The sequence below is a fragment of the Sphingomonas sp. Leaf62 genome (assembly GCF_001421915.1).
Classification (GTDB): Bacteria; Pseudomonadota; Alphaproteobacteria; order Sphingomonadales; family Sphingomonadaceae; genus Sphingomonas.
The window spans coordinates 107,815-125,841 of the sequence record NZ_LMLN01000030.1 but is presented as its reverse complement, the minus strand read 5'-3'; the positions used below and the strand labels follow the sequence as shown (position 1 = coordinate 125,841).

Annotated in this window: 19 protein-coding genes; 9 read left to right on the top strand and 10 right to left on the bottom strand. The window is 67.7% G+C overall.

What is annotated here, in order from left to right; all coding sequences use genetic code 11:
* Positions 1–41 precede the first annotated feature (41 nt).
* From ASE91_RS15905 to ASE91_RS15880, 6 genes are all read left to right on the top strand, one after another.
* Positions 42–776, top strand: a complete 735-nt coding sequence (locus tag ASE91_RS15905) for an enoyl-CoA hydratase/isomerase family protein (protein ID WP_056627911.1) — start codon at positions 42–44, stop codon at positions 774–776.
* Positions 773–1,492, top strand: a complete 720-nt coding sequence (locus tag ASE91_RS15900) for an N-formylglutamate amidohydrolase (RefSeq protein WP_056627908.1) — start codon at positions 773–775, stop codon at positions 1,490–1,492. The genes ASE91_RS15905 and ASE91_RS15900 overlap by 4 nt, the downstream gene beginning before the upstream one ends.
* Before the next feature lie 9 nt (positions 1,493–1,501).
* Positions 1,502–3,223 carry a dihydroxy-acid dehydratase gene (ilvD, locus tag ASE91_RS15895; protein ID WP_056627905.1) on the top strand — a complete coding sequence of 574 codons (1,722 nt, stop codon included), beginning with the start codon at positions 1,502–1,504 and terminating at the stop codon, positions 3,221–3,223.
* Positions 3,224–3,570: 347 nt separating this feature from the next.
* Positions 3,571–3,960, top strand: a complete 390-nt coding sequence (locus tag ASE91_RS15890; RefSeq protein ID WP_056627901.1) for a hypothetical protein — start codon at positions 3,571–3,573, stop codon at positions 3,958–3,960.
* On the top strand, positions 3,957–5,345 hold the full coding sequence (locus tag ASE91_RS15885) for an NAD(P)H-hydrate epimerase (protein WP_200911272.1): 1,389 nt from the start codon (positions 3,957–3,959) through the stop codon (positions 5,343–5,345). The genes ASE91_RS15890 and ASE91_RS15885 overlap by 4 nt, the downstream gene beginning before the upstream one ends.
* Positions 5,336–6,538, top strand: coding sequence for a class I SAM-dependent RNA methyltransferase (locus ASE91_RS15880; RefSeq protein ID WP_056627898.1), 1,203 nt, complete (start codon positions 5,336–5,338; stop codon positions 6,536–6,538). Before ASE91_RS15885 ends, ASE91_RS15880 begins: the two co-directional genes overlap by 10 nt.
* A 107-nt stretch (positions 6,539–6,645) precedes the next feature.
* Here ASE91_RS15880 and truA read toward each other — a convergent pair whose 3' ends face one another.
* The gene (gene truA / locus ASE91_RS15875; RefSeq protein WP_056627894.1) at positions 6,646–7,389 is read right to left on the bottom strand and encodes a tRNA pseudouridine(38-40) synthase TruA; all 744 of its coding nucleotides are present in this window, start codon (positions 7,387–7,389) and stop codon (positions 6,646–6,648) included.
* A complete protein-coding gene (gene fmt / locus ASE91_RS15870) occupies positions 7,386–8,291 on the bottom strand; it encodes a methionyl-tRNA formyltransferase (protein ID WP_056627891.1) in 906 nt (301 codons plus the stop codon). Before fmt ends, truA begins: the two co-directional genes overlap by 4 nt.
* A gap of 53 nt (positions 8,292–8,344) precedes the next feature.
* Between fmt and recR the strand changes: the two genes are divergently transcribed.
* The 3 genes from recR to rmuC all read left to right on the top strand — a co-directional run bounded on the left by recR (position 8,345) and on the right by rmuC (position 11,002).
* The gene (gene recR / locus ASE91_RS15865) at positions 8,345–8,941 is read left to right on the top strand and encodes a recombination mediator RecR (RefSeq protein WP_055999512.1); all 597 of its coding nucleotides are present in this window, start codon (positions 8,345–8,347) and stop codon (positions 8,939–8,941) included.
* A gap of 31 nt (positions 8,942–8,972) precedes the next feature.
* The gene (gene def / locus ASE91_RS15860) at positions 8,973–9,497 is read left to right on the top strand and encodes a peptide deformylase (protein WP_056627884.1); all 525 of its coding nucleotides are present in this window, start codon (positions 8,973–8,975) and stop codon (positions 9,495–9,497) included.
* 80 nt (positions 9,498–9,577) lie between these two features.
* Positions 9,578–11,002 (top strand): DNA recombination protein RmuC, encoded by a 1,425-nt coding sequence (rmuC, locus tag ASE91_RS15855; protein ID WP_056627882.1) that lies wholly within the window; start codon positions 9,578–9,580, stop codon positions 11,000–11,002.
* 5 nt (positions 11,003–11,007) lie between these two features.
* On the opposite strand, the gene ASE91_RS15850 is transcribed toward rmuC, so the two are convergent.
* The 8 genes from ASE91_RS15850 to ASE91_RS15815 all read right to left on the bottom strand — a co-directional run bounded on the left by ASE91_RS15850 (position 11,008) and on the right by ASE91_RS15815 (position 18,017).
* Positions 11,008–11,952, bottom strand: a complete 945-nt coding sequence (locus tag ASE91_RS15850; protein WP_056627879.1) for an arginase family protein — start codon at positions 11,950–11,952, stop codon at positions 11,008–11,010.
* A 31-nt stretch (positions 11,953–11,983) separates the two neighbouring features.
* Entirely contained in the window at positions 11,984–12,781 is a 798-nt protein-coding gene (locus ASE91_RS15845; protein WP_056627877.1) for a TrmH family RNA methyltransferase, read from the bottom strand.
* Between the two features lie 8 nt (positions 12,782–12,789).
* Positions 12,790–13,011 carry a hypothetical protein gene (locus ASE91_RS15840; protein WP_055999497.1) on the bottom strand — a complete coding sequence of 74 codons (222 nt, stop codon included), beginning with the start codon at positions 13,009–13,011 and terminating at the stop codon, positions 12,790–12,792.
* Between the two features lie 66 nt (positions 13,012–13,077).
* Positions 13,078–14,331 (bottom strand): N-succinylarginine dihydrolase, encoded by a 1,254-nt coding sequence (locus ASE91_RS15835; RefSeq protein WP_056627875.1) that lies wholly within the window; start codon positions 14,329–14,331, stop codon positions 13,078–13,080.
* 2 nt (positions 14,332–14,333) lie between these two features.
* Positions 14,334–15,347, bottom strand: coding sequence for an arginine N-succinyltransferase (locus tag ASE91_RS15830; RefSeq protein ID WP_056505299.1), 1,014 nt, complete (start codon positions 15,345–15,347; stop codon positions 14,334–14,336).
* Entirely contained in the window at positions 15,344–16,513 is a 1,170-nt protein-coding gene (locus ASE91_RS15825; RefSeq protein ID WP_056627872.1) for a hydrolase, read from the bottom strand. The genes ASE91_RS15830 and ASE91_RS15825 overlap by 4 nt, the downstream gene beginning before the upstream one ends.
* 63 nt (positions 16,514–16,576) lie before the next feature.
* The gene (locus ASE91_RS15820; RefSeq protein WP_235530525.1) at positions 16,577–17,476 is read right to left on the bottom strand and encodes a DUF481 domain-containing protein; all 900 of its coding nucleotides are present in this window, start codon (positions 17,474–17,476) and stop codon (positions 16,577–16,579) included.
* 61 nt (positions 17,477–17,537) lie between these two features.
* Positions 17,538–18,017 (bottom strand): RNA pyrophosphohydrolase, encoded by a 480-nt coding sequence (locus ASE91_RS15815; RefSeq protein WP_056627870.1) that lies wholly within the window; start codon positions 18,015–18,017, stop codon positions 17,538–17,540.
* Positions 18,018–18,027: the final 10 nt, after the last annotated feature.

The following is an 18,027-nucleotide window of genomic DNA, read 5'->3' as shown; positions in this document are numbered from 1 at the left end:
GTCCGTGGGCGGTCTCTCCGGACGCCGCCCACTTTTTCCCGATGATCGAGGGTACGCAGGGCGGGCAAATCGCCACGATCTGGCTGTCCCGTGGGAGCGCAAGGAACGCGCTGTCGATCGCGCACTGGCAAGACCTTGCCGCCACGGTTGCCGATCTTGCCGCCGGGGACGCCCGTGCCGTACTGATCGCCTCGCGCGAACCGGGCATCTTTTCGGCGGGCGCCGACATCGCCGAATTCGCCGAATTGCAACGTCAGCCCGACCGCGCCACTGCTTTTCGCGAAGCACTGTCCGCCGCGATCGAGGGCGTTGCCGCGCTGCCGATGCCGGTCATCGCCGCGGTCGATGGCGGCTGTTTCGGCGCAGCGGTTGCGCTGATCCTCGCCTGCGACATCGTCATCGCCGGCGACGCCGCGCGCTTCGCCGTTCCCCCCGCGCGGCTCGGCATCCTCTATCCACCCGCCGACATCGCCCGCCTGACCGCCGCCATCGGGCGGGGGCACGCCGCCCGACTGCTCTTCACCGGCGACGCCATCGCCGCCGACGAAGCGGAGGCGATCGGCCTGATCCACCACCGCGCGCCCGCAGCCCTCCCGCTCGCCATGCAATTCGCCAACCGCATCGCCGCCAACGCCCCGCAAGCCGTGCGCAGCCTGAAGCGTTCGCTCGACGCCGAACCCGGTGGCGAGGCCCGCTTCGACGCCGCCTTTGCCGGTCCGGAACTGCGCGAAGGGTTCGCCGCCTTCCAGTCCCGCCGCCCGCCGGAGTTTCCATGACCGATCATCTGCCCGGCCGCGACACATCGCTGCTGCTGCTCTGCGATCACGCATCGGCGTTCGTCCCGCCCGACATCGCCATCGCGCCCGCATTGCTGTCGCTGCATATCGGCGTCGATATCGGGGCAGGACCGCTGACCCATGCGCTCTCGGCCAGTCTCGATGCGCCCGCGATCCTCGGCACCGTCTCGCGGCTGGTCATCGACCTGCACCGCCAGAGCGACCATCCCGGCTTGGTTCCCACCGTTTCCGACGGCCATGCCATCCCGGCCAATATCGATGCCGACCGCGCTGGTCGCATCGCCCGCTTCCACGCCCCCTATCACCGCGCTATCCGTGCGCAGGTCCGCCGCGACCGCCCGCGCCTGATCGTCGCGATCCACAGCTTCACCCGCCAGCTCGAAACCGGCGACGGCCCACGCCCGTGGGAAGCGGGCATCCTCTACGGCCGCGACGACCGCGCCGCCCGTATCGCCATCGACTTCCTCTGCTCACGCGGCATTCCGACCGGCGATCAGCAGCCCTATTCCGGCCGCCTGCTGAACGCGACGCTCGACCGTCATGCCGATGGGCAGGGGATTGCGTCGCTATCGGTCGAAATTCGCAACGACCTGATCGCCGATCCCGCCGGCGTCGCCCGCTGGTGCGCCGTCCTGACCGAGATGATCGCGGCCGTACGTAACGGACTTGCGCTGAACGCTCCGCTTGCGCAATAGGCTGTCGCCATGACCCAGCAATTCGACAAGTCGCGGCTGCCGAGCCGCCATGTTTCCGTCGGCCCCGAACGCGCGCCGCATCGCAGCTATTACTACGCGATGGGCATCGCCGAAGAGGACATCGCCAAGCCTTTCGTAGCACTTGCCTCCGCCGGCAACGACAGCGCGCCGTGCAACACGACGCTCGATTTTCAGGCCGATGCCGCGCGCGAAGGCGTGGTGGCCGGCGGCGGGATGCCGCGCCGCTTTAATACCATCACCGTCACCGACGGCATCGCCATGGGCCATCAGGGAATGAAATCCTCGCTGGTTAGTCGCGAAGTCATCGCCGATTCTGTCGAATTGTCGGTGCGCGGCCATTGCTACGACGCACTGGTCGGCTTTGCCGGCTGCGACAAATCGCTGCCGGGCATGATGATGGCAATGCTCCGGCTGAACGTGCCGTCGATCTTCGTCTATGGCGGATCGATCCTGCCCGGCCGGTTCGAGGATCGCGACGTCACCGTCGTCGACGTGTTCGAAGCGGTCGGCCGCTATGCCGCCGGAACCTGTCCGCTGCACGACCTTACCGCGCTCGAAAAGGTTGCCTGCCCCGGCCATGGTGCGTGCGGGGGCCAGTTCACCGCCAACACCATGGCATGCGTCGGTGAAGCGATCGGCCTGTCGCTGCCCAATTCGAACATGGTGCCCGCCCCCTATCGCAGCCGGGAAGAGATCGCGATTGCGGCTGGCAGGCAGGTCATGGAGCTGGTCCGCCTTAATCTGCGCCCGCGCGACATCGCCACCCGCGCCGCCTTCATCAACGCCGCGCGCGTCGTCGCCGCGACCGGTGGCTCGACCAACGCCGCGCTGCACCTGCCGGCGATGGCGTCCGAAGCCGGTATCGACTTCGATCTGTTCGACGTCGCGGAGGCTTTCAAATCAACGCCGTACGTTGCCGACCTCAAGCCCGGCGGCAAATATGTCGCCAAGGATATGTACGAGGCCGGCGGCGTCTACATGCTCATGAAGACGATGCTGACCAACGACCTGCTCGATGGCAACTGCATGACCGTCACCGGCAAGACGCTGGGCGAGAATATCGACGAAGTGAAGTGGAACCCCGATCAGAAGGTGATCTACGACGTGAAGACGCCGTTGTCGCCGACCGGCGGCGTCGTCGGCCTGCGCGGAACGCTTGCCCCCGATGGCGCGATCGTGAAGGTCGCTGGCATGAAACGTCTGCAATTCACGGGAACTGCACAGGTTTTCGATTGTGAAGAAGACGCCTTCGCCGCCGTCGAAGCGCGCAGCATCAAGGAAGGATCGGTCGTCGTGATCCGTTATGAAGGGCCGAAGGGCGGTCCCGGCATGCGCGAGATGCTGTCGACCACCGCCGCGCTCTACGGCCTCGGCATGGGCGAAAGCGTCGCGCTGATCACCGATGGCCGCTTCTCGGGCGCGACCCGCGGCTTCTGCATCGGCCATGTCGGTCCCGAAGCAGCCGAGGGCGGTCCGATCGCGCTGGTCGAGGAAGGCGACATCATCACCATCGACGCCGAAGCCGGCACCATCGACCTCGACGTCGCCCCCGACGTGCTGGCCGACCGCCGCGCCAAATGGCAACCGCGCGTCAACGACTATCAGGCGGGTGCACTGTGGCGCTACTCGACCACGGTCGGCCCAGCCTATCAGGGGGCGGTAACCCATCCGGGCGCCAAGGCCGAACGGCACGTCTACGCCGACATCTGACGGGGTTGCCTTGCCGATGTCGTAATGCGGCGAGGGCGGGGGATCTGCGAAGGTCCTCATCCTCCCGCCTTGTGCCGTACTCCCATTTAGCTGGGGGCAGGGGGATACCCTTGGCCGTCGCGATCCGCGATATTGCGTAGCCCCGCTCAGGCGGGGGTCCACCTCTAGCGCAAGTGTCTGTTTTGTTTGGCTCTGGACCCCCGCCTACGCGGGGGTACGTCGGTTTTGTGGTTGGGTCTGAGACTTTCGCAGAGGTTTCGCCATCGCCGGGGGGGGCGGCCGTAAACGGCGAGAACGGCAACATACGCGACGATACCCGTCGATCGACATATGGTATCGACTCACCAATGATCGACAAACGTGCTCTCCTGATCCCCGCCCTGCTGCTGGCGGCATGCGATCGACGACCCGACCCTGACGTCCTCGCCAATGTCGAGGCCGGGCAGCGTGCCGCCGCGGCGGATGCCGGCCGTATCGAATGCGCCACCGGCGCAGCGCCGGTCGCGGCCGCTTGCACGGTCGAACGAACCGCCGATGGCGCCGACACCATCCTGACCTTGCGCCAGCCAGATGGCGGTTTCCACCGGCTGCGGATCACCCGTGACGGCCGCGGCGTCGTCGCGGCGGACGGCGCGGAGGCGGCGCGGGTCACGGTCATCGGCAACGACCGGATCGAGGTCGCAATCGGCGACGCGCGGTATCGCCTGCCCGCCACGATCGGTCCGGTCGCGCGATGACGCACCTCCCCGCCGCCGCCCCGATCCTTCGCGCCGCCGAGATGCGCGCAGCGGAGGAAGCGGCCTTCGCTACCGGGGTTTCGCAGGACACGCTGATGGAGCGCGCTGGCACTGCCGTCGCGCAACAGGTCCGCCGGCTCGCCTTCGGTCAGCCGATCCTCGTGCTGGCAGGCTCCGGTAACAATGGCGGCGACGCATTTGTTGTCGCACGACTTTTGCACCAATGGGGCCATGACGTCACCATGGCGGCGCTCCCCGCCAAGCCAGATGGCGCAGCTGCCCGAATGAGGTCCGCATGGACCGGTCCGATCCGATCGATCGAGGAAGCCGAACCCCGACCGATCCTAATCGATGGCCTGTTCGGCACCGGGGTCACCCGCCCGCTCGATCCGACACTGGCCGATCGCCTCGCCACACTGTCCGACCACGCCTTCGTCGTCGCGATCGACCTGCCCAGCGGGGTCGACAGCGACGCCGAACACGCCTTTGCCGGTGCCGGTCGTGCCGACCTGACCGTCGCGCTGGGAGCGCTGAAACCCGCGCACGGCACTGGCCCCGAGGCCGGCCGCATGGGGCATGTCGTGCTGGCCGACCTTGGCATTCCGATCCCTGCCATCGTCCACACGATCCGCCGCCCGACGATCGATCCGCCCGCGCGCGACGCCCATAAATACACCCGCGGCCTGATCGCTGTCCTCGGCGGTGCCATGCCGGGGGCCGCCCGCCTCGCCGCCCGTGCGGCTTTATCGGCCGGTGCTGGCTATGTCGTGCTGACCGGCGACGCTGCAGGGCAGGGCGGTCCCGACGCGCTGGTCCGCCGCGACGACCCGGCGGCGCTGCTTGGTGACGAGCGACTTGCGGCAGTGCTAATAGGGCCGGGCCTCGGTCGCGACGATCGTGCTCGCACCCTGCTCGATGCGGCGTTCGCCGCCGACGCCCCGCTGGTGATCGACGGCGACGCCATCTCGCTGCTCGGCACGGCGGGCGTGGCGCGGATCGCCGCCCGCACCGCCCCGACCTGGCTGACTCCGCACGAAGGCGAATTCGCCCGCATGTTTCCGGCCAAGGGCCGGAACAAGATCGACCGGACCCGCCACGCTGCGCTACAGGCGCGCGCGACCATCGTTCATAAAGGCCCCGATACCGTGATCGCTTGCTCGCAAGGCACCGCCATTTTGTCCGCCCACGCCCCAACGTGGTTGTCGACCGCCGGCACCGGTGACGTGCTGGCCGGCACGCTCGCCGCGCGCCTGCGGCCCGGTGGAGCGGCCGCCGCCGAACAGGCGGTGTGGCTGCATGGCCGCGCCGCCCGGCTCGCCGGCCCGGCGTTCGTCGCCGATGCGCTGATCGACCATCTGGGACAGGCGATCGCCGAATGTCGCTGACCGATGACGATGTGATCGTCCGCGTCGCTGCGCGGGGCGAGGGGGTGACCGGCGATGGCTGTCACGTGCCCTTCGCTGCGCCGGGCGACCGCCTGCTTGGCGATGGATCGATCGCGCCGGGGCCGCATCACGCCGAGCCGCTCTGCCGCCATTTCCCGACTTGTGGCGGGTGTCAGCTCCAGCATCTCGACCTCGAAACCGAAGCCGGGTTCGTCGCCGACCGGGTGGCCGGGGCGCTCGCCGCACAGTCGCTGGCCGCGACCGTTCGTCCGGCGATCCTGTCGGCCCCGAAGACCCGCCGTCGCGCGACGCTCCACGCCGATCGGCGCGGCAAGCAGGTGACGCTCGGCTTCACCGAATCGGGCAGCCACCGCATCGTCGACATCCGCGAATGCCATGTGCTGCTGCCCGAACTGTTCGACGCGATCGGCCCGCTGCGCCGGCTGCTCGCCATCGCGCTCAAGGACCGCTCGCGCGCCGACGTGCATCTGGCGGGGGTGGATCAGGGCGTCGACGTGCTCATCATCGGCAAGGTCGCCGAGGGGCTGGCCGCCGCCGAAGCATTGACGATCTTTGCGCAGGAACAGGGTCTGGCCCGGCTGTCGATCGACGACGGCATGGGGGCGGAGGCGCGCTGGGAACCGGAACCGGTCACGGTGACGCTGGGCGGCGTGCCGGTGTCGTTCCCCCCGGGCAGCTTTCTGCAAGCCACCGGCGACGGCGAGGCCGCGCTGATCGCGGCGGTCGACGACGCGGTCGCCGATGCGGGGATCGTCGCCGATCTCTTCGCCGGTCTCGGCACCTTCACCCTGTCGCGCGGTGCCAAGGTCCGCACCTATGCGGGCGAGGCGGGGCGCGAAGCGATCATGGCGCTGAAGCTAGCCGCCGCCCGCGCCGGACGGTCGGTCGTCGCCGACCATCGCGACCTGTTTCGCCGTCCGTTGACGCCGGCCGAACTAGATCGCTTCGACGCGGTCATCCTCGATCCGCCGCGCGCCGGGGCACGCGAACAGGCGCTGGCACTGGCCGAGGCGAAGGTGCCGGTCATCGCCTATGTTTCCTGCAATCCCAGTAGCTTCGCCCGTGATGCTAAGGCGCTGGTTCAGGCTGGCTATCGCATCGACTGGGTACAGCCGGTCGGACAATTCCGCTGGTCGACTCATGTCGAACTGGTCGCGCGGCTGGTGCGCTGACTTTCCTACACACCCCGGACCTGCCATCCAGGATCGTTGGCAGGCGAAGGGCAAATCCGGTCATCGCGCGAATGGCGTGCGAGTGTGACCTTTGTGACCTTTGACGTTCAGCCGGGGTAATCCGCACCCACGAAATACAGCCCGTCGGGCGGCGCATTCAGCCACAGCGCCGACCGGTCGCGCGCTGCGAGGATATCGGCCAGATCGTCGGGCGTCTTCTTGCCCTGTCCGACCATCGCCAGACAGCCGACCATCGATCGCACCTGATGGTGCAGGAACGACCGCGCGGCGGCATGGATCGCGATCCGCTCGCCGTCCCGGGTCACCTCCAGCCGATCGAGCGTCCGGAGCGGGCTGTCCGCCTGACAATGGGCCGATCGAAACGTCGTGAAGTCATGCCGCCCGACCAGCCGCGCCGCCGCCGCTGCCATCGCCGCCGTATCCAGTTCCTGCGGCACCCGCCACGCCAGCCCCAGCTCATGGGTCAGCGGCGCCCGCCGACAGACGATACGATAGACATAGGCGCGCTGCACGCACGAGAAGCGCGCATGCCAGTCGTCGGCAACCACCCGACAATCGAGGATCGCCACCGGATCGGGCCGCAGCCGCGCGTTCAGCGCCTCCATCAACCGGAACGGCGGCAGCGGCTTGGCGACATCGACATGGGCGCGCATCGCGGTGGCATGGACCCCGGCATCGGTCCGCCCGGCGGCATGAACGGCGGCGGTCTCGCCGGTCACCTCGAACAGCGCGCGTTCGATCGAAGCCTGTACGCTCGCGCCCTCGGACTGACGCTGCCACCCGACGAACGGCCGCCCGTCATATTCGACCGTCAAGGCAAAGCGGGTCATGCCAGCAGCGTACCCTCGGGGATCGCAAAGCCGCGCAGCAACTCGGCCCGGGTCATCGCGCCACGCCCGGCCCGCTGGACCAGCGTCGGTCGCAATGCGCCCTCGGCACAGGCGATGGTCAGCGCCGCGTCGACCACCGTGCCCGGCGCGCCTGCCGCATCGACGACCTCCGCCGCCAGCACCCGCACCCGCTCGCCGTTCAGCTCGAAGAATGCCCCCGGTGCCAGATTGAACGCCCGCACCTGCCGCTCGGCCTCCACCGCACTCCCATTAAAGCGCAACCGCGCCTCGCTCTTGTCGATCTTGGCGGCATGGGTGACGCCGTCGCTGGCCTGTTCGACCGGCGGATAGGCGTCGGGGTCGGCCAATACCGCCAGCATCAGCCGCGCGCCCATCGCGCTCAATTCGTCGGCCAGTTCGCCCGCCGTCTTGCCATCGACCGGCGTCCGCCCCTCCAGCCGCACCGGCCCGGTATCCATCCCCGCCGCCATCTGCATGATGCCGACGCCGGTCTCCGTGTCCCCGGCGAGAATGGCCCGCTGGATCGGTGCCGCCCCCCGCCAGCGCGGCAACAGCGAGCCATGCACGTTCAGGCATCCCAGCCGCGGCGCATCCAGCACCACCCGCGGCAACAGCAACCCATAAGCCGCCACCACCGCCACGTCGGCATTCAGCGCGGCAAACGCCGCCTGCACCGCCGGATCGCGCAACGTCTCCGGCGTCCGCACCGCGATCCCCAGCGTTTCGGCCAGCCGATGGACGGGGGAGGGGGTCAGCGCCTTGCCGCGCCCGGCGCGACGCGGCGGCTGGCTATAGGCCGCGACGATCTCATGCCCGGCATCGACCAGCGCCTGAAAGATCGGCACCGCAAAATCGGGCGTGCCCATGAAGATGATCCGCATGGCCCCTCTCGACACCGTGGCGTCCGCGCGCGCAACCCCCTATCTTGGGTGCGATGGCCTCTCCCGAAATCGACGCGCTGACGCAGGCGCTCTCCCGCCTTCCCGGCCTTGGCCCGCGTTCGGCACGCCGCGCGGTGCTGCATCTGGTCAAGAAGCGGGAGACTGCGCTCGACCCGCTGCTGGTCGCGCTCGACCGGGTGGCGCGCAATCTCGCGACCTGCTCGACCTGCGGCAATGTCGACACCACCGATCCCTGCGGCATCTGTACCGATCCGCGCCGCGACGATCGCTCGCTGTGCGTGGTCGAGGAGGTCGCCGACCTGTGGGCGCTCGACCGGGCGCGGCTGTTCCCCGGCCGCTTCCATGTGCTCGGTGGACGGCTGTCGGCGCTGGAGGGCGTGCGCCCCGACGACCTCGCGATCGATTCGCTGGTCGCCCGCGTCGCGGCGGGCGGCATCGACGAGGTCGTGCTGGCGATGAACGCCACGCTGGAGGGGCAGACCACCGCCCATTACATCGCCGAGCGGATCGAGAAATATCCGGTCCGCCTGACCCAGCTTGCGCACGGCCTGCCGGTCGGCGGCGAGCTCGACTATCTCGACGAAGGTACGCTGGCGCAGGCGCTGCGGGCACGACGCCCGGTCGCTTGACCGCCGGAAATATGCTACCTAGCTAGCCGCTATGGCCATTCTTCCGATCATCGAAATCCCCGATCCCCGTCTCCGCCTCGTCTCCGAACCGGTTGAGGGCGTGACCGACGAGGTAAAGACGCTCATCGCCGACATGTTCGAGACGATGTACGACGCCCCCGGCATCGGTCTCGCCGCGATTCAGGTCGCGGTGCCCAAGCGCGTGCTGGTCATCGACCTGCAGGACGAGGAAGACGAAGAGGGCAAGCCGATCAAGGCGCCAAGGGCGTTCGTGAACCCGGTGATCGAGGAAGAGTCGGAAGAACTGTCGACCTATCAGGAAGGCTGCCTGTCGATCCCCGAGCAATATGCCGATGTCGTCCGCCCGGCGCGCTGCCGCGTGACGTGGCTGGATGAGAAGGGCGATAGCCATGACGAATGGCTCGACGGGCTGATGGCGACCTGTCTCCAGCATGAGATGGATCACCTGAACGGCGTGCTGTTCATCGACCATCTGTCGCGACTGAAGCGCGATATGGTCATCAAGAAACTGAACAAGGCGCGCAAGGCGGCGTAAGCGACGAACCGATCCCCGTTCGCCTTGTCCGGCGGGCGGGGCGCGGGTAAGTTCCGGGTCCGTTCCTCCCGGAGTATCGCATGGACCCGCTCGTCATCGTCATCGTCGCCGCCGTCCTGCTTGCGGGGTTGGCGATCGGCTGGGTGATGGGCAGCCGGCAGGTACAGTCGCTGCGCGAGGAGCGCGACAAGCGCGAGGGCGACTTCAAACAGGCGATCGCCGATCTGGCGCTGGCCAGCGAGCGTGCGAAGGAAGTGCCGACGCTGCGCGAGGAACTGGCCGAACTCCGCGCAGATCGCGATGCATTGCGGCTCGACCACGCTGCGCTGAAAGCGAATGCCGCGGCGTTCGAGGAACGGCTGGCCGAGTTCAAGGACGCGCGCGAGGCGATGGCGTCGCAGTTCCGCGAAACCGCGCAGGTCATGCTCGACGGTGCCCAGAAATCCTTCCTGCACCGCGCACAGGAACGCTTCGCCCAAGCCGGCGACACCAACGAGATGAAGCTGAAGGCGCTGCTGGCCCCGGTCGAGGCGACGCTGAAACGCTACGAAGCCAGCATCGGCAAGGTCGAGAGCGAACGGCAGGAGGCCTATGGCACGCTGAAGGGCCTGATGGACGCGATGCGCATCGGTCAGGAATCCGTGAAGAGCGAAGCGGCCAAGCTGGTCAACGCGCTGCGCTCCGCGCCGAAGGCCCGCGGCCGCTGGGGCGAACAGCAGCTGCGCAACGTGCTGGAAACCTGCGGGCTTGCCGAACATACCGATTTCCAGATGGAGGTTTCGGTCGATCACGGCGACGGGCGGCTGCGCCCCGACGCGATCGTCAAGGTACCCGGAGGCAAGAGTCTGGTCATCGACGCCAAGGTCTCGCTCAACGCCTATCAGGACGCGCATGGTGCGGTCGACGAGGTCGAGCGCGCCGCCTTCATGACCGCCCACGTTGCCTCGATGAAGAACCACGTCAACGCGCTGGGGGCCAAGAGCTATCAGTCGCAGTTCGAGGATACGCCCGACTATGTCGTGATGTTCGTGCCCGGCGAGCATTTCCTTGCCGCCGCGCTCGAACACGCGCCCGACCTGTGGGACTATGCCTTCGACCGCCGCGTGCTGATCGCGACGCCGACCAATCTGATCGCCATCGCCCGCACCGTCGCGGCGGTCTGGCGGCAGGAAAAGCTGGCGGGAGAGGCGCGGCAGATCGGTCAGCTCGGCCGCGAACTTCACGCCCGTCTGGCGAAGATGGGCGATCACGTCGCGAAGCTCGGCAAGAATCTGGAGGGCGCGAACACTGCCTATAACGCGTTCGTCGGCAGCCTCGAATCGCAGGTGATGACTTCGGCCAAGCGGTTCGAGACGCTCAACATCGACACCGGCGGCAAGTCGATCGATCCGCTACCGGTCGTCGAGCAATCGCCGCGTCCGCTCACCAAACTGGCCGTGGCGATCGCGCAGGCCGAGGAAGCGGTCGAAGAGCGCAGCGAGCCGCACGAGACCGCGGCGGAGTAACTGCATCAAACCGGTCGCGGCGGCGTCTGACCGTTGTGGCCCAGCACCAGTCCCATCGTCACCGCGACGATCCGCGCCGCCATCATCGCGCAGAGCCGGTGCGGGTCGTCCCGCGCCGGGACATATTCCGCCAGCACCAGCCCGGCGATCTCGCCCTTTTCGGCGAGCGCCCGCAACAGCAGGATGACCGCTTCATACCGCAACCCGCCCGGCGTCGGCATCGCCACGGCCGGAAACACCGCCGGATCGATCCCGTCGCAATCGATCGCGACCAGATACCGCCCGCCCGCCGGCACCGCGTCAATCGCCGCATCGATGCCGCCACGGATCAGGTCATAGGCGGTGACGATCCGGCTGCCCCAGCCCCGCGCATCCTCGATCTGCCACGCGCCGCCGCTGCCCAGACCGCGTACGCCGACCTGCACCATGCCCGTGACATGCGGCATCTCCGCCAGCCGCCGCATCGGCGATCCATAACCGAGCGTCTGCCCCCGGATATCGTCGCCCCAATCAACATGCGCGTCGATCTGGACAACGGTCAACGGCCCGTGATCGGCAAAGCCCGCCGCGAACGGGATCGGCACCGAATCGTCGCCGCCCAGCACGATCGGCACCGCGCCCGCCGCCAGCACCGCGCGCGTCGTCGTCTCGATGCGCTCGCGATTGCCCGCCGCATCCTCGGGCCGGGTATCGACGTCGCCCAGATCGACGACGCCGCGCGCATCGGCCGGGTCGGGAAACGGGGTGAAGCCGAGGTCGAAATCGATCTGCGACAATTGCCGCGCAAACCCCTGCGACGCCGCCCGGATCGCGGCGGGCGCATCGGCCGAATGGCTCGGCTCGCCATCGTCATAGGGCGTCGCCTCGCTCGCGCCGAACAGCACGATGCTCGGTCGGTCGAGCGTGTCGAGGTCGGCGGGGGGCAGGGCGGCAAAGGTCGGATGGGTCATCCCCGCTGAATGCGTACCTGGCCCGAAAGGTTCAGGGGCGGTGCTGCCCCAGCACGGTGTACGCCATCACCGCCGTCGCCACCGCCGCGTTCAGGCTGTCGGCCTTGCCCAGCATCGGGAGCTTGACCAGCAGGTCGCATTCGGCGGCCATATGGTCGGGCATCCCCTGCGCCTCGTTGCCGGTCAGCAGGAACGTCGGATCGGGATAGGTCGCCGCGCGATAATCCTGTTCGGTGTCAAGGCTGAGGCCGACCAGCGTCCCCGGACCACGGCGCAGCCAGCTCTGGAACGTCGCCCAGTCGGCCCGCGCCACGGCGACGGTGAAGATCGCCCCCATGCTCGCCCGCACCGCCTCGACCGAAAACGGGTCGACGCATTCGTCGATCAGGATCAGCCCGCCGGCACCGGTCGCATCGGCGGTGCGCAGGATCGTGCCCAGATTGCCCGGATCGCGCAGCCGTTCGGCGACGAGCCACAGCGAGGCGTTGCGCCGGTCGATCCCGATCAATTCGGTCGAAAATTCATCATAGACGCCGACCACCGACCCCGGATTGTCCTTGCCCGATAGTTTCGACAGGATGTCGACCGTGGTCGCGATCGCGGTACCCCCCGACGCCTCGGTTTCGTCGATCAGCACCTGCAGCAACGGATGCTGCTCGCTGCTCGCGAAATACAGCTCGGCGGGAAGCCAGCCGGCCTCGCGCGCCTCGGTCAGGATGCGCAGACCCTCGGCCAGAAAGCGGCGCTGGTCCCGGCGATGGCGTTTCTCGCGCAGATTGCGCGCGGCCTTCACCATCGGGTTCGAAAAGGCGGTAATCTCGCGAGGCATGGTTTCGCCTAGCGTGCCGCGCGCTCCGCGTCGATCGAATCGATAATGCGCGTGCCCGCCATGAATACCGCGATCGGGCAGACCGCGAACATTAGCTTTCCCGCGATCCCCGGATATAGCTGCAGATAATGAAACCCGCGCTCCACTGCGCCGACGGCAAGGCCATAGATGACGAGGAACGCCTCGAACTTCGACTTGATCGTGAACAGGTTCTTCAGTCGGGTCAGCATGGCGGCACCATAAGCAACATACGTACCACCGACGGTTTTGCGCGAGGTTCGGACGGTCGCACGTAGTTAATTGTCAATTAACCCGACAAGGTCGAGCGTTTCGAGCAACGCCCGCCGTGCCGCGACGATCCGATCGATCAGCGCCGGATCGCCGATGTCGGCCGGCGCGATCCGCTCGGGCCAATGCGCCTCGACCACCGCCGCGATCCGGTCGAGCGTGGCTCCGTCGACCAGAAACCGCGGGTCGATCGTCGCCGGATCGGCCACCACGCGCAGCCGCAGGCAGGCCGGGCCACCGCCATTGGCCATCGATTCGCGGACGTCGACGACCTCGAGCCGCCGGATCGGGCCATTACCCGCCACCATCTCCTGCAACCACGTCCATACCGGCACGTTCGCTTGCGCCTCGGCCGGCAGGATCAGCGCCATGCCGCCATCGGCCAGCGTCACCAGCTGCGCATTGAACAAATAGGAAGCGATCGCATCGGCAAGGCTGACGCGATCGGCGGGCACCTCGACGATCTCGACCGACGGCATCGCCGCGCGCAGATCGGCGAAGAACCCGTCACGGTCGTGGAACGCCTGTTCATGCGCGAACAGCACGCGTTCGTTGGCGACCGCGACGACATCGTTGTGAAACGCCCCGGCCGCAATCGCCGCGTGCGACTGCCGCACGAACAGGGTGCGGGCCGGGTCGAGCCGATGCGCTCGCGCAACCGTCTCGCACGCCTCGCGATGCTGGCGCGCGGGGAAGGGGCCGCCGCTCACGCCATAGACGAACACCTCGATCCCCGCCGCCCCATGCGCCTCGCAAAGCCGCATATGGTTCGCCGCCCCTTCGTCGCCGAACGGCGCAGGCACCGGCCCATGCACGGCAAAGGCCGTGTCGGCGAAGGCCAGTTCCAGCTGCTTGAGCGTCGCCGGCCATTCATGGCTGCGATGCGGCATCGTCACCAGATTGGCGACGGTCAAATGACAGCGCACGTCGCCGGTATCGGCCGCGGGCGAGACGGTCGCGGCGTTGGCCGCCCACATCGCCGACGCCGACAGCGCCTGCGCCCGCACATGCGCTGCCGCGCCCGCATAATCGGTCGCCAGCCGCGCCAGCCAGCGCGTGTCCGGTCGCGGATGCGGCAGCAGGATGCCCTGGGTCAGCCCCAGCGCTAGGTTCGCGCGCATCTTGGCGATCCCCTGCAACGCCGCCATGCGCGGGCGTGACACCTCGCCGGCATTGCGCGTCGCCGCGAGATTGCCGTGGCTCAGCCCCGCATAGTTATGGCTGGGACCGATGATCCCGTCGAAATTGATTTCCCGGACCATCGTCACCGCCCCACATGACATAGCGTGTCGCCGACCGCGACACCCAGCGCGCGTGCCGCCTCCGCATCGATCGCGATGCCGTCGTCGCGGACCGTCACCTCGCCCAGACAGGCTCGGAAATCCGACAGCCGCCCGGTCGACAGCAACGACGGCCTGCCGCCGCGATCGTCGATCGCCACGACCTTGCCCTCGCGCCGGTTGCGGATCGTCATGATCTGGTCGGTGCGTGCGGTCATGGTCGGCCCGCCGTCGAAGATGTCGACGTAATTCTCGTACGCGAAGCCTTCATTCTCCAGCATCCGCATCGCCGCCCGCCCGGTCGGATGGGGCAGGCCGATGACGGCGCGCGCCGCGTCGGGCAGCATCGCGATATAGACCGGATGGCGCGGCATCAGATCGGCGATGAACTGGTTGCCATGGATCGCGTTGAACTGGTCGGCATCCTGAAAGGTCATGCCGAAGAAGCGCCCGGCGACCCCGTCCCAGAACGGCGATCCACCCGCCTCGTCGATGATCCCGCGCAATTCGGCCAGCACCCGGTCGGCAAAACGCCCGCGATGCCGCCCGATGAACAGGTAGCGCGATCGGGCGAGCAACAGCCCCAGTCCGCCGGCCCGCTCGCCGGGGTGCAGGAACAGCCCGCCGACCTCGCTCGCCCCCTCCAGATCGTTGACCAGATTGAGGATATCGGCGCGGAACGTCCGCCCCAGTGCCTCACTGTGCTTGGTCAGCGTCGCGACGCGATAGGAATAGAAGGGCCAGCGTTGGCCGACCTTGGTGAACACCTGACACGTCCCGCGTACTTCGCCGGTGTCGATATTCTCCAGCACCAGCACGAACACCTCGTCGCGCGGCGTATCCTCCTCATGCGTGAAGGCGACGGCGCTGCGTTCCAGCCGGGTCAGCAGCGCGCTGCGATCGGGCGGCAGGTTGGTGAAACCGCCCCCGGTCAGCTTGGCCATCTCATAGAGATATTTCAGGTCGTCTTCACGTGCTGCGCGGATACGAAACGTCACAATCCCCCCTGTGCCACGATACGCGAGATGGCGACCGCCGACAGCGCGGCACGTTCGGCCAGGCTGTCGACGATCATATATTCCTCGACCGAATGGATCGCGCCGCCGCGCACCCCCATCGTGTCGATCACCGGCACGCCTTGCGCGGCAATGTTGTTGCCGTCGCACACGCCGCCGGTGTCGCGCCAGCCGATCGGGATCGACAGGTCGCCGCCGACCGCCTGTACCAGCGCGAACAGTTTCGCCGCACCGGCATCGATCGGCTTGGGCGGGCGGTTGAAGCTGCCATGGACCGCGACCCCGACATCGTGGCTGGCCGCCACTTCCGTCGCGATCGCATCGATCTGCGATCGGGCGCGGGCGATCTCGTCTGCCCCATGCGGCCGGAAATTGACGCGCAGTACCGCATGGTCGGGCACGACATTGTTCGGCCCGCCCCCCTCGATCCGCGCCGGATTGACCGCCAGCCGCGGCCCTTTCACCGTATTCAGCCGGAGCGCGATATCGGCGGCGGCGACGATGGCGTTGCGTCCGTCCGCGGGGTTGCGCCCCGCATGGGCGCTGCGCCCGCTGACCACGATCGAGAAATTGCCGGTCCCGCCCCGCGCGCCCGCCAGCGTCCCGTCGGGGAGAGCGGGTTCGTAGGTAAACGCCGCGACCTTGCCCGCCGCCATCGTCTCGATCAGCCGGGCAGAGGCGAACGAGCCGGTTTCCTCATCGGAATTGATGACCACGTCATAGCCGAAGCGATCGCCAATCCCCGCCGCCTCGACCGCCTTCAACGCGGCGAGCATCACCGACAATCCGCCCTTCATATCGGCGGCCCCCGGACCGTTCAGCGCGCCATCGGGCAGATGGCGCGCGGTCTGGAACGCGTGATCCACGCCATAGACTGTGTCCATATGCCCGGTGAACAACATCCGCAGCGGCGCATCCGGCCGCACGCGCAGCAACAGGTGGCGGGCATGGTCGATCGCGCGCACCTGCCCGTCGCTGTCGACCGTTTCGACCGGCTCGGGGTCGACCATCTCGATCTCGCCGGGCAGGGCGCTGAAATCGTCGGCGAGCAGCCCGGCCATCGTCGCCAGTCCGCGAAGGTTGCGGGTGCCGCTGTTGACCGCGACCCATCGTTCGACCTGCGGCAGCATCGCCGCGCCGTCGATCATGTCCCTCAATCCGGCTTCTTCATACGTCCGATCCATGCCCCGGTGTAACCGGGATCGATGCGTTCAGAAAGCATAGACCAGAGAGGCACGCCCGGTCGTGTCGGTGTTGATGCGTCCCACCGGCGGGCGGCTTTCATACTGGACGTTGTATGACAGCCGCGCCGACAGCGGACCCAGCAGCTTGGCATCGACCGCGGTCAGGCTCGTGACGGTGCTGTTCGCCGCCTGCACATAGGCGGACGTATCCTGCCGCAGCGTCAGCGCGGGCGTCATCCGCCAGTCGAAATCGACCGAGCCACGCGCCGCCAGATTGCGCTCGACATCGCCGGTCGTGAAAGAGGTATGCCGGAATGCCGGGCCGAGTTCGAGGTCGAGCGTGACCGGTCCGCGTGCGACGACGGTGTAGCCCGCACCGCTTGACGCCGAATATCGATCGTAATAGCCGAAGAACTTATCGGACTCATACTGCGCCGCGCCATAGATATACAGGCGGTCGTCGACCTTGTAGTTGGGTTCGAATGCGCCGAGATAATGTTCGCGCGTCGGAATGCCGTTATTTTCCTGATAATCGGCCTGTAACTTCAGCTTGTGCCGCCAGCGATAGCCTTCGCGCGACAGGTCGAGCACGGCGGTCACGCCCAGACTGTCGGAATTCCCGCTGTTGATCCAGCCGCCGACTTCCGCACGCCCCTTCACCAGCGCGCCGAACGACGCGGTGCGCAGCCGCTTCTCGGTCTTTTCGGTGCGTTCGAATGTATAATGCGATGCCAGATCGGCGATCTTCTGCGAATGTTTCGGCGCGGCCTTGCGCGCATAGCGGACGATCGTCGCGACGTCGTTGTCGTTCCCCGACGCCATCGCCTCTTCCAGCATCGTCCGGATTTCGATCGGCAGATCGGGTTCCGGCGGCGGTTCCGCGAAATACAGGCCGAGCGGCAGGAGGAGCGCGGGATTGGGCATCATCGCCCGCTATAGCCGATTGCCTGTCGTCGGGCTGAACCATTCACCCCGACTTTCGCGCGCTTCACCGATGCAGATGACCCGCAAACGCCGCCAGCACCTGTTGGTACAGCGTCTTCTTGAACGGCACGATCATCGTCGGCAGATCGGCGGGCTCGGCCCAGCGCCATGCGCGGAATTCGGGTTCGGGGGTGGCGATGTCGATATCGGCATCCTCGCCCTCGAATGCGAACAGGAACCAGCGTTGCCGCTGCCCGCGCCATTTCCCTTTCCAGATCCTGCCGATCATGTCGTCGGGCAGGTCGTAGAGGAATTCGCCCGGCGCCTCGGCGATCAGCCGGACCTTGTCGGGCAGGACCCCGGTTTCCTCGCGCAGTTCGCGGACCGCCGCATCGACCGGTTCCTCGCCCTCGTCGATCCCGCCCTGCGGCATCTGCCATGCCTCCAGCGTCGAATCGAGCCGCTGTCCGACGAACACCTGGCCGTCGCGGTTCAACAGCATGACGCCGGCGCAGGGGCGATAGGGGAGGGTGGTCTTGTCCATCGCCGCTTCC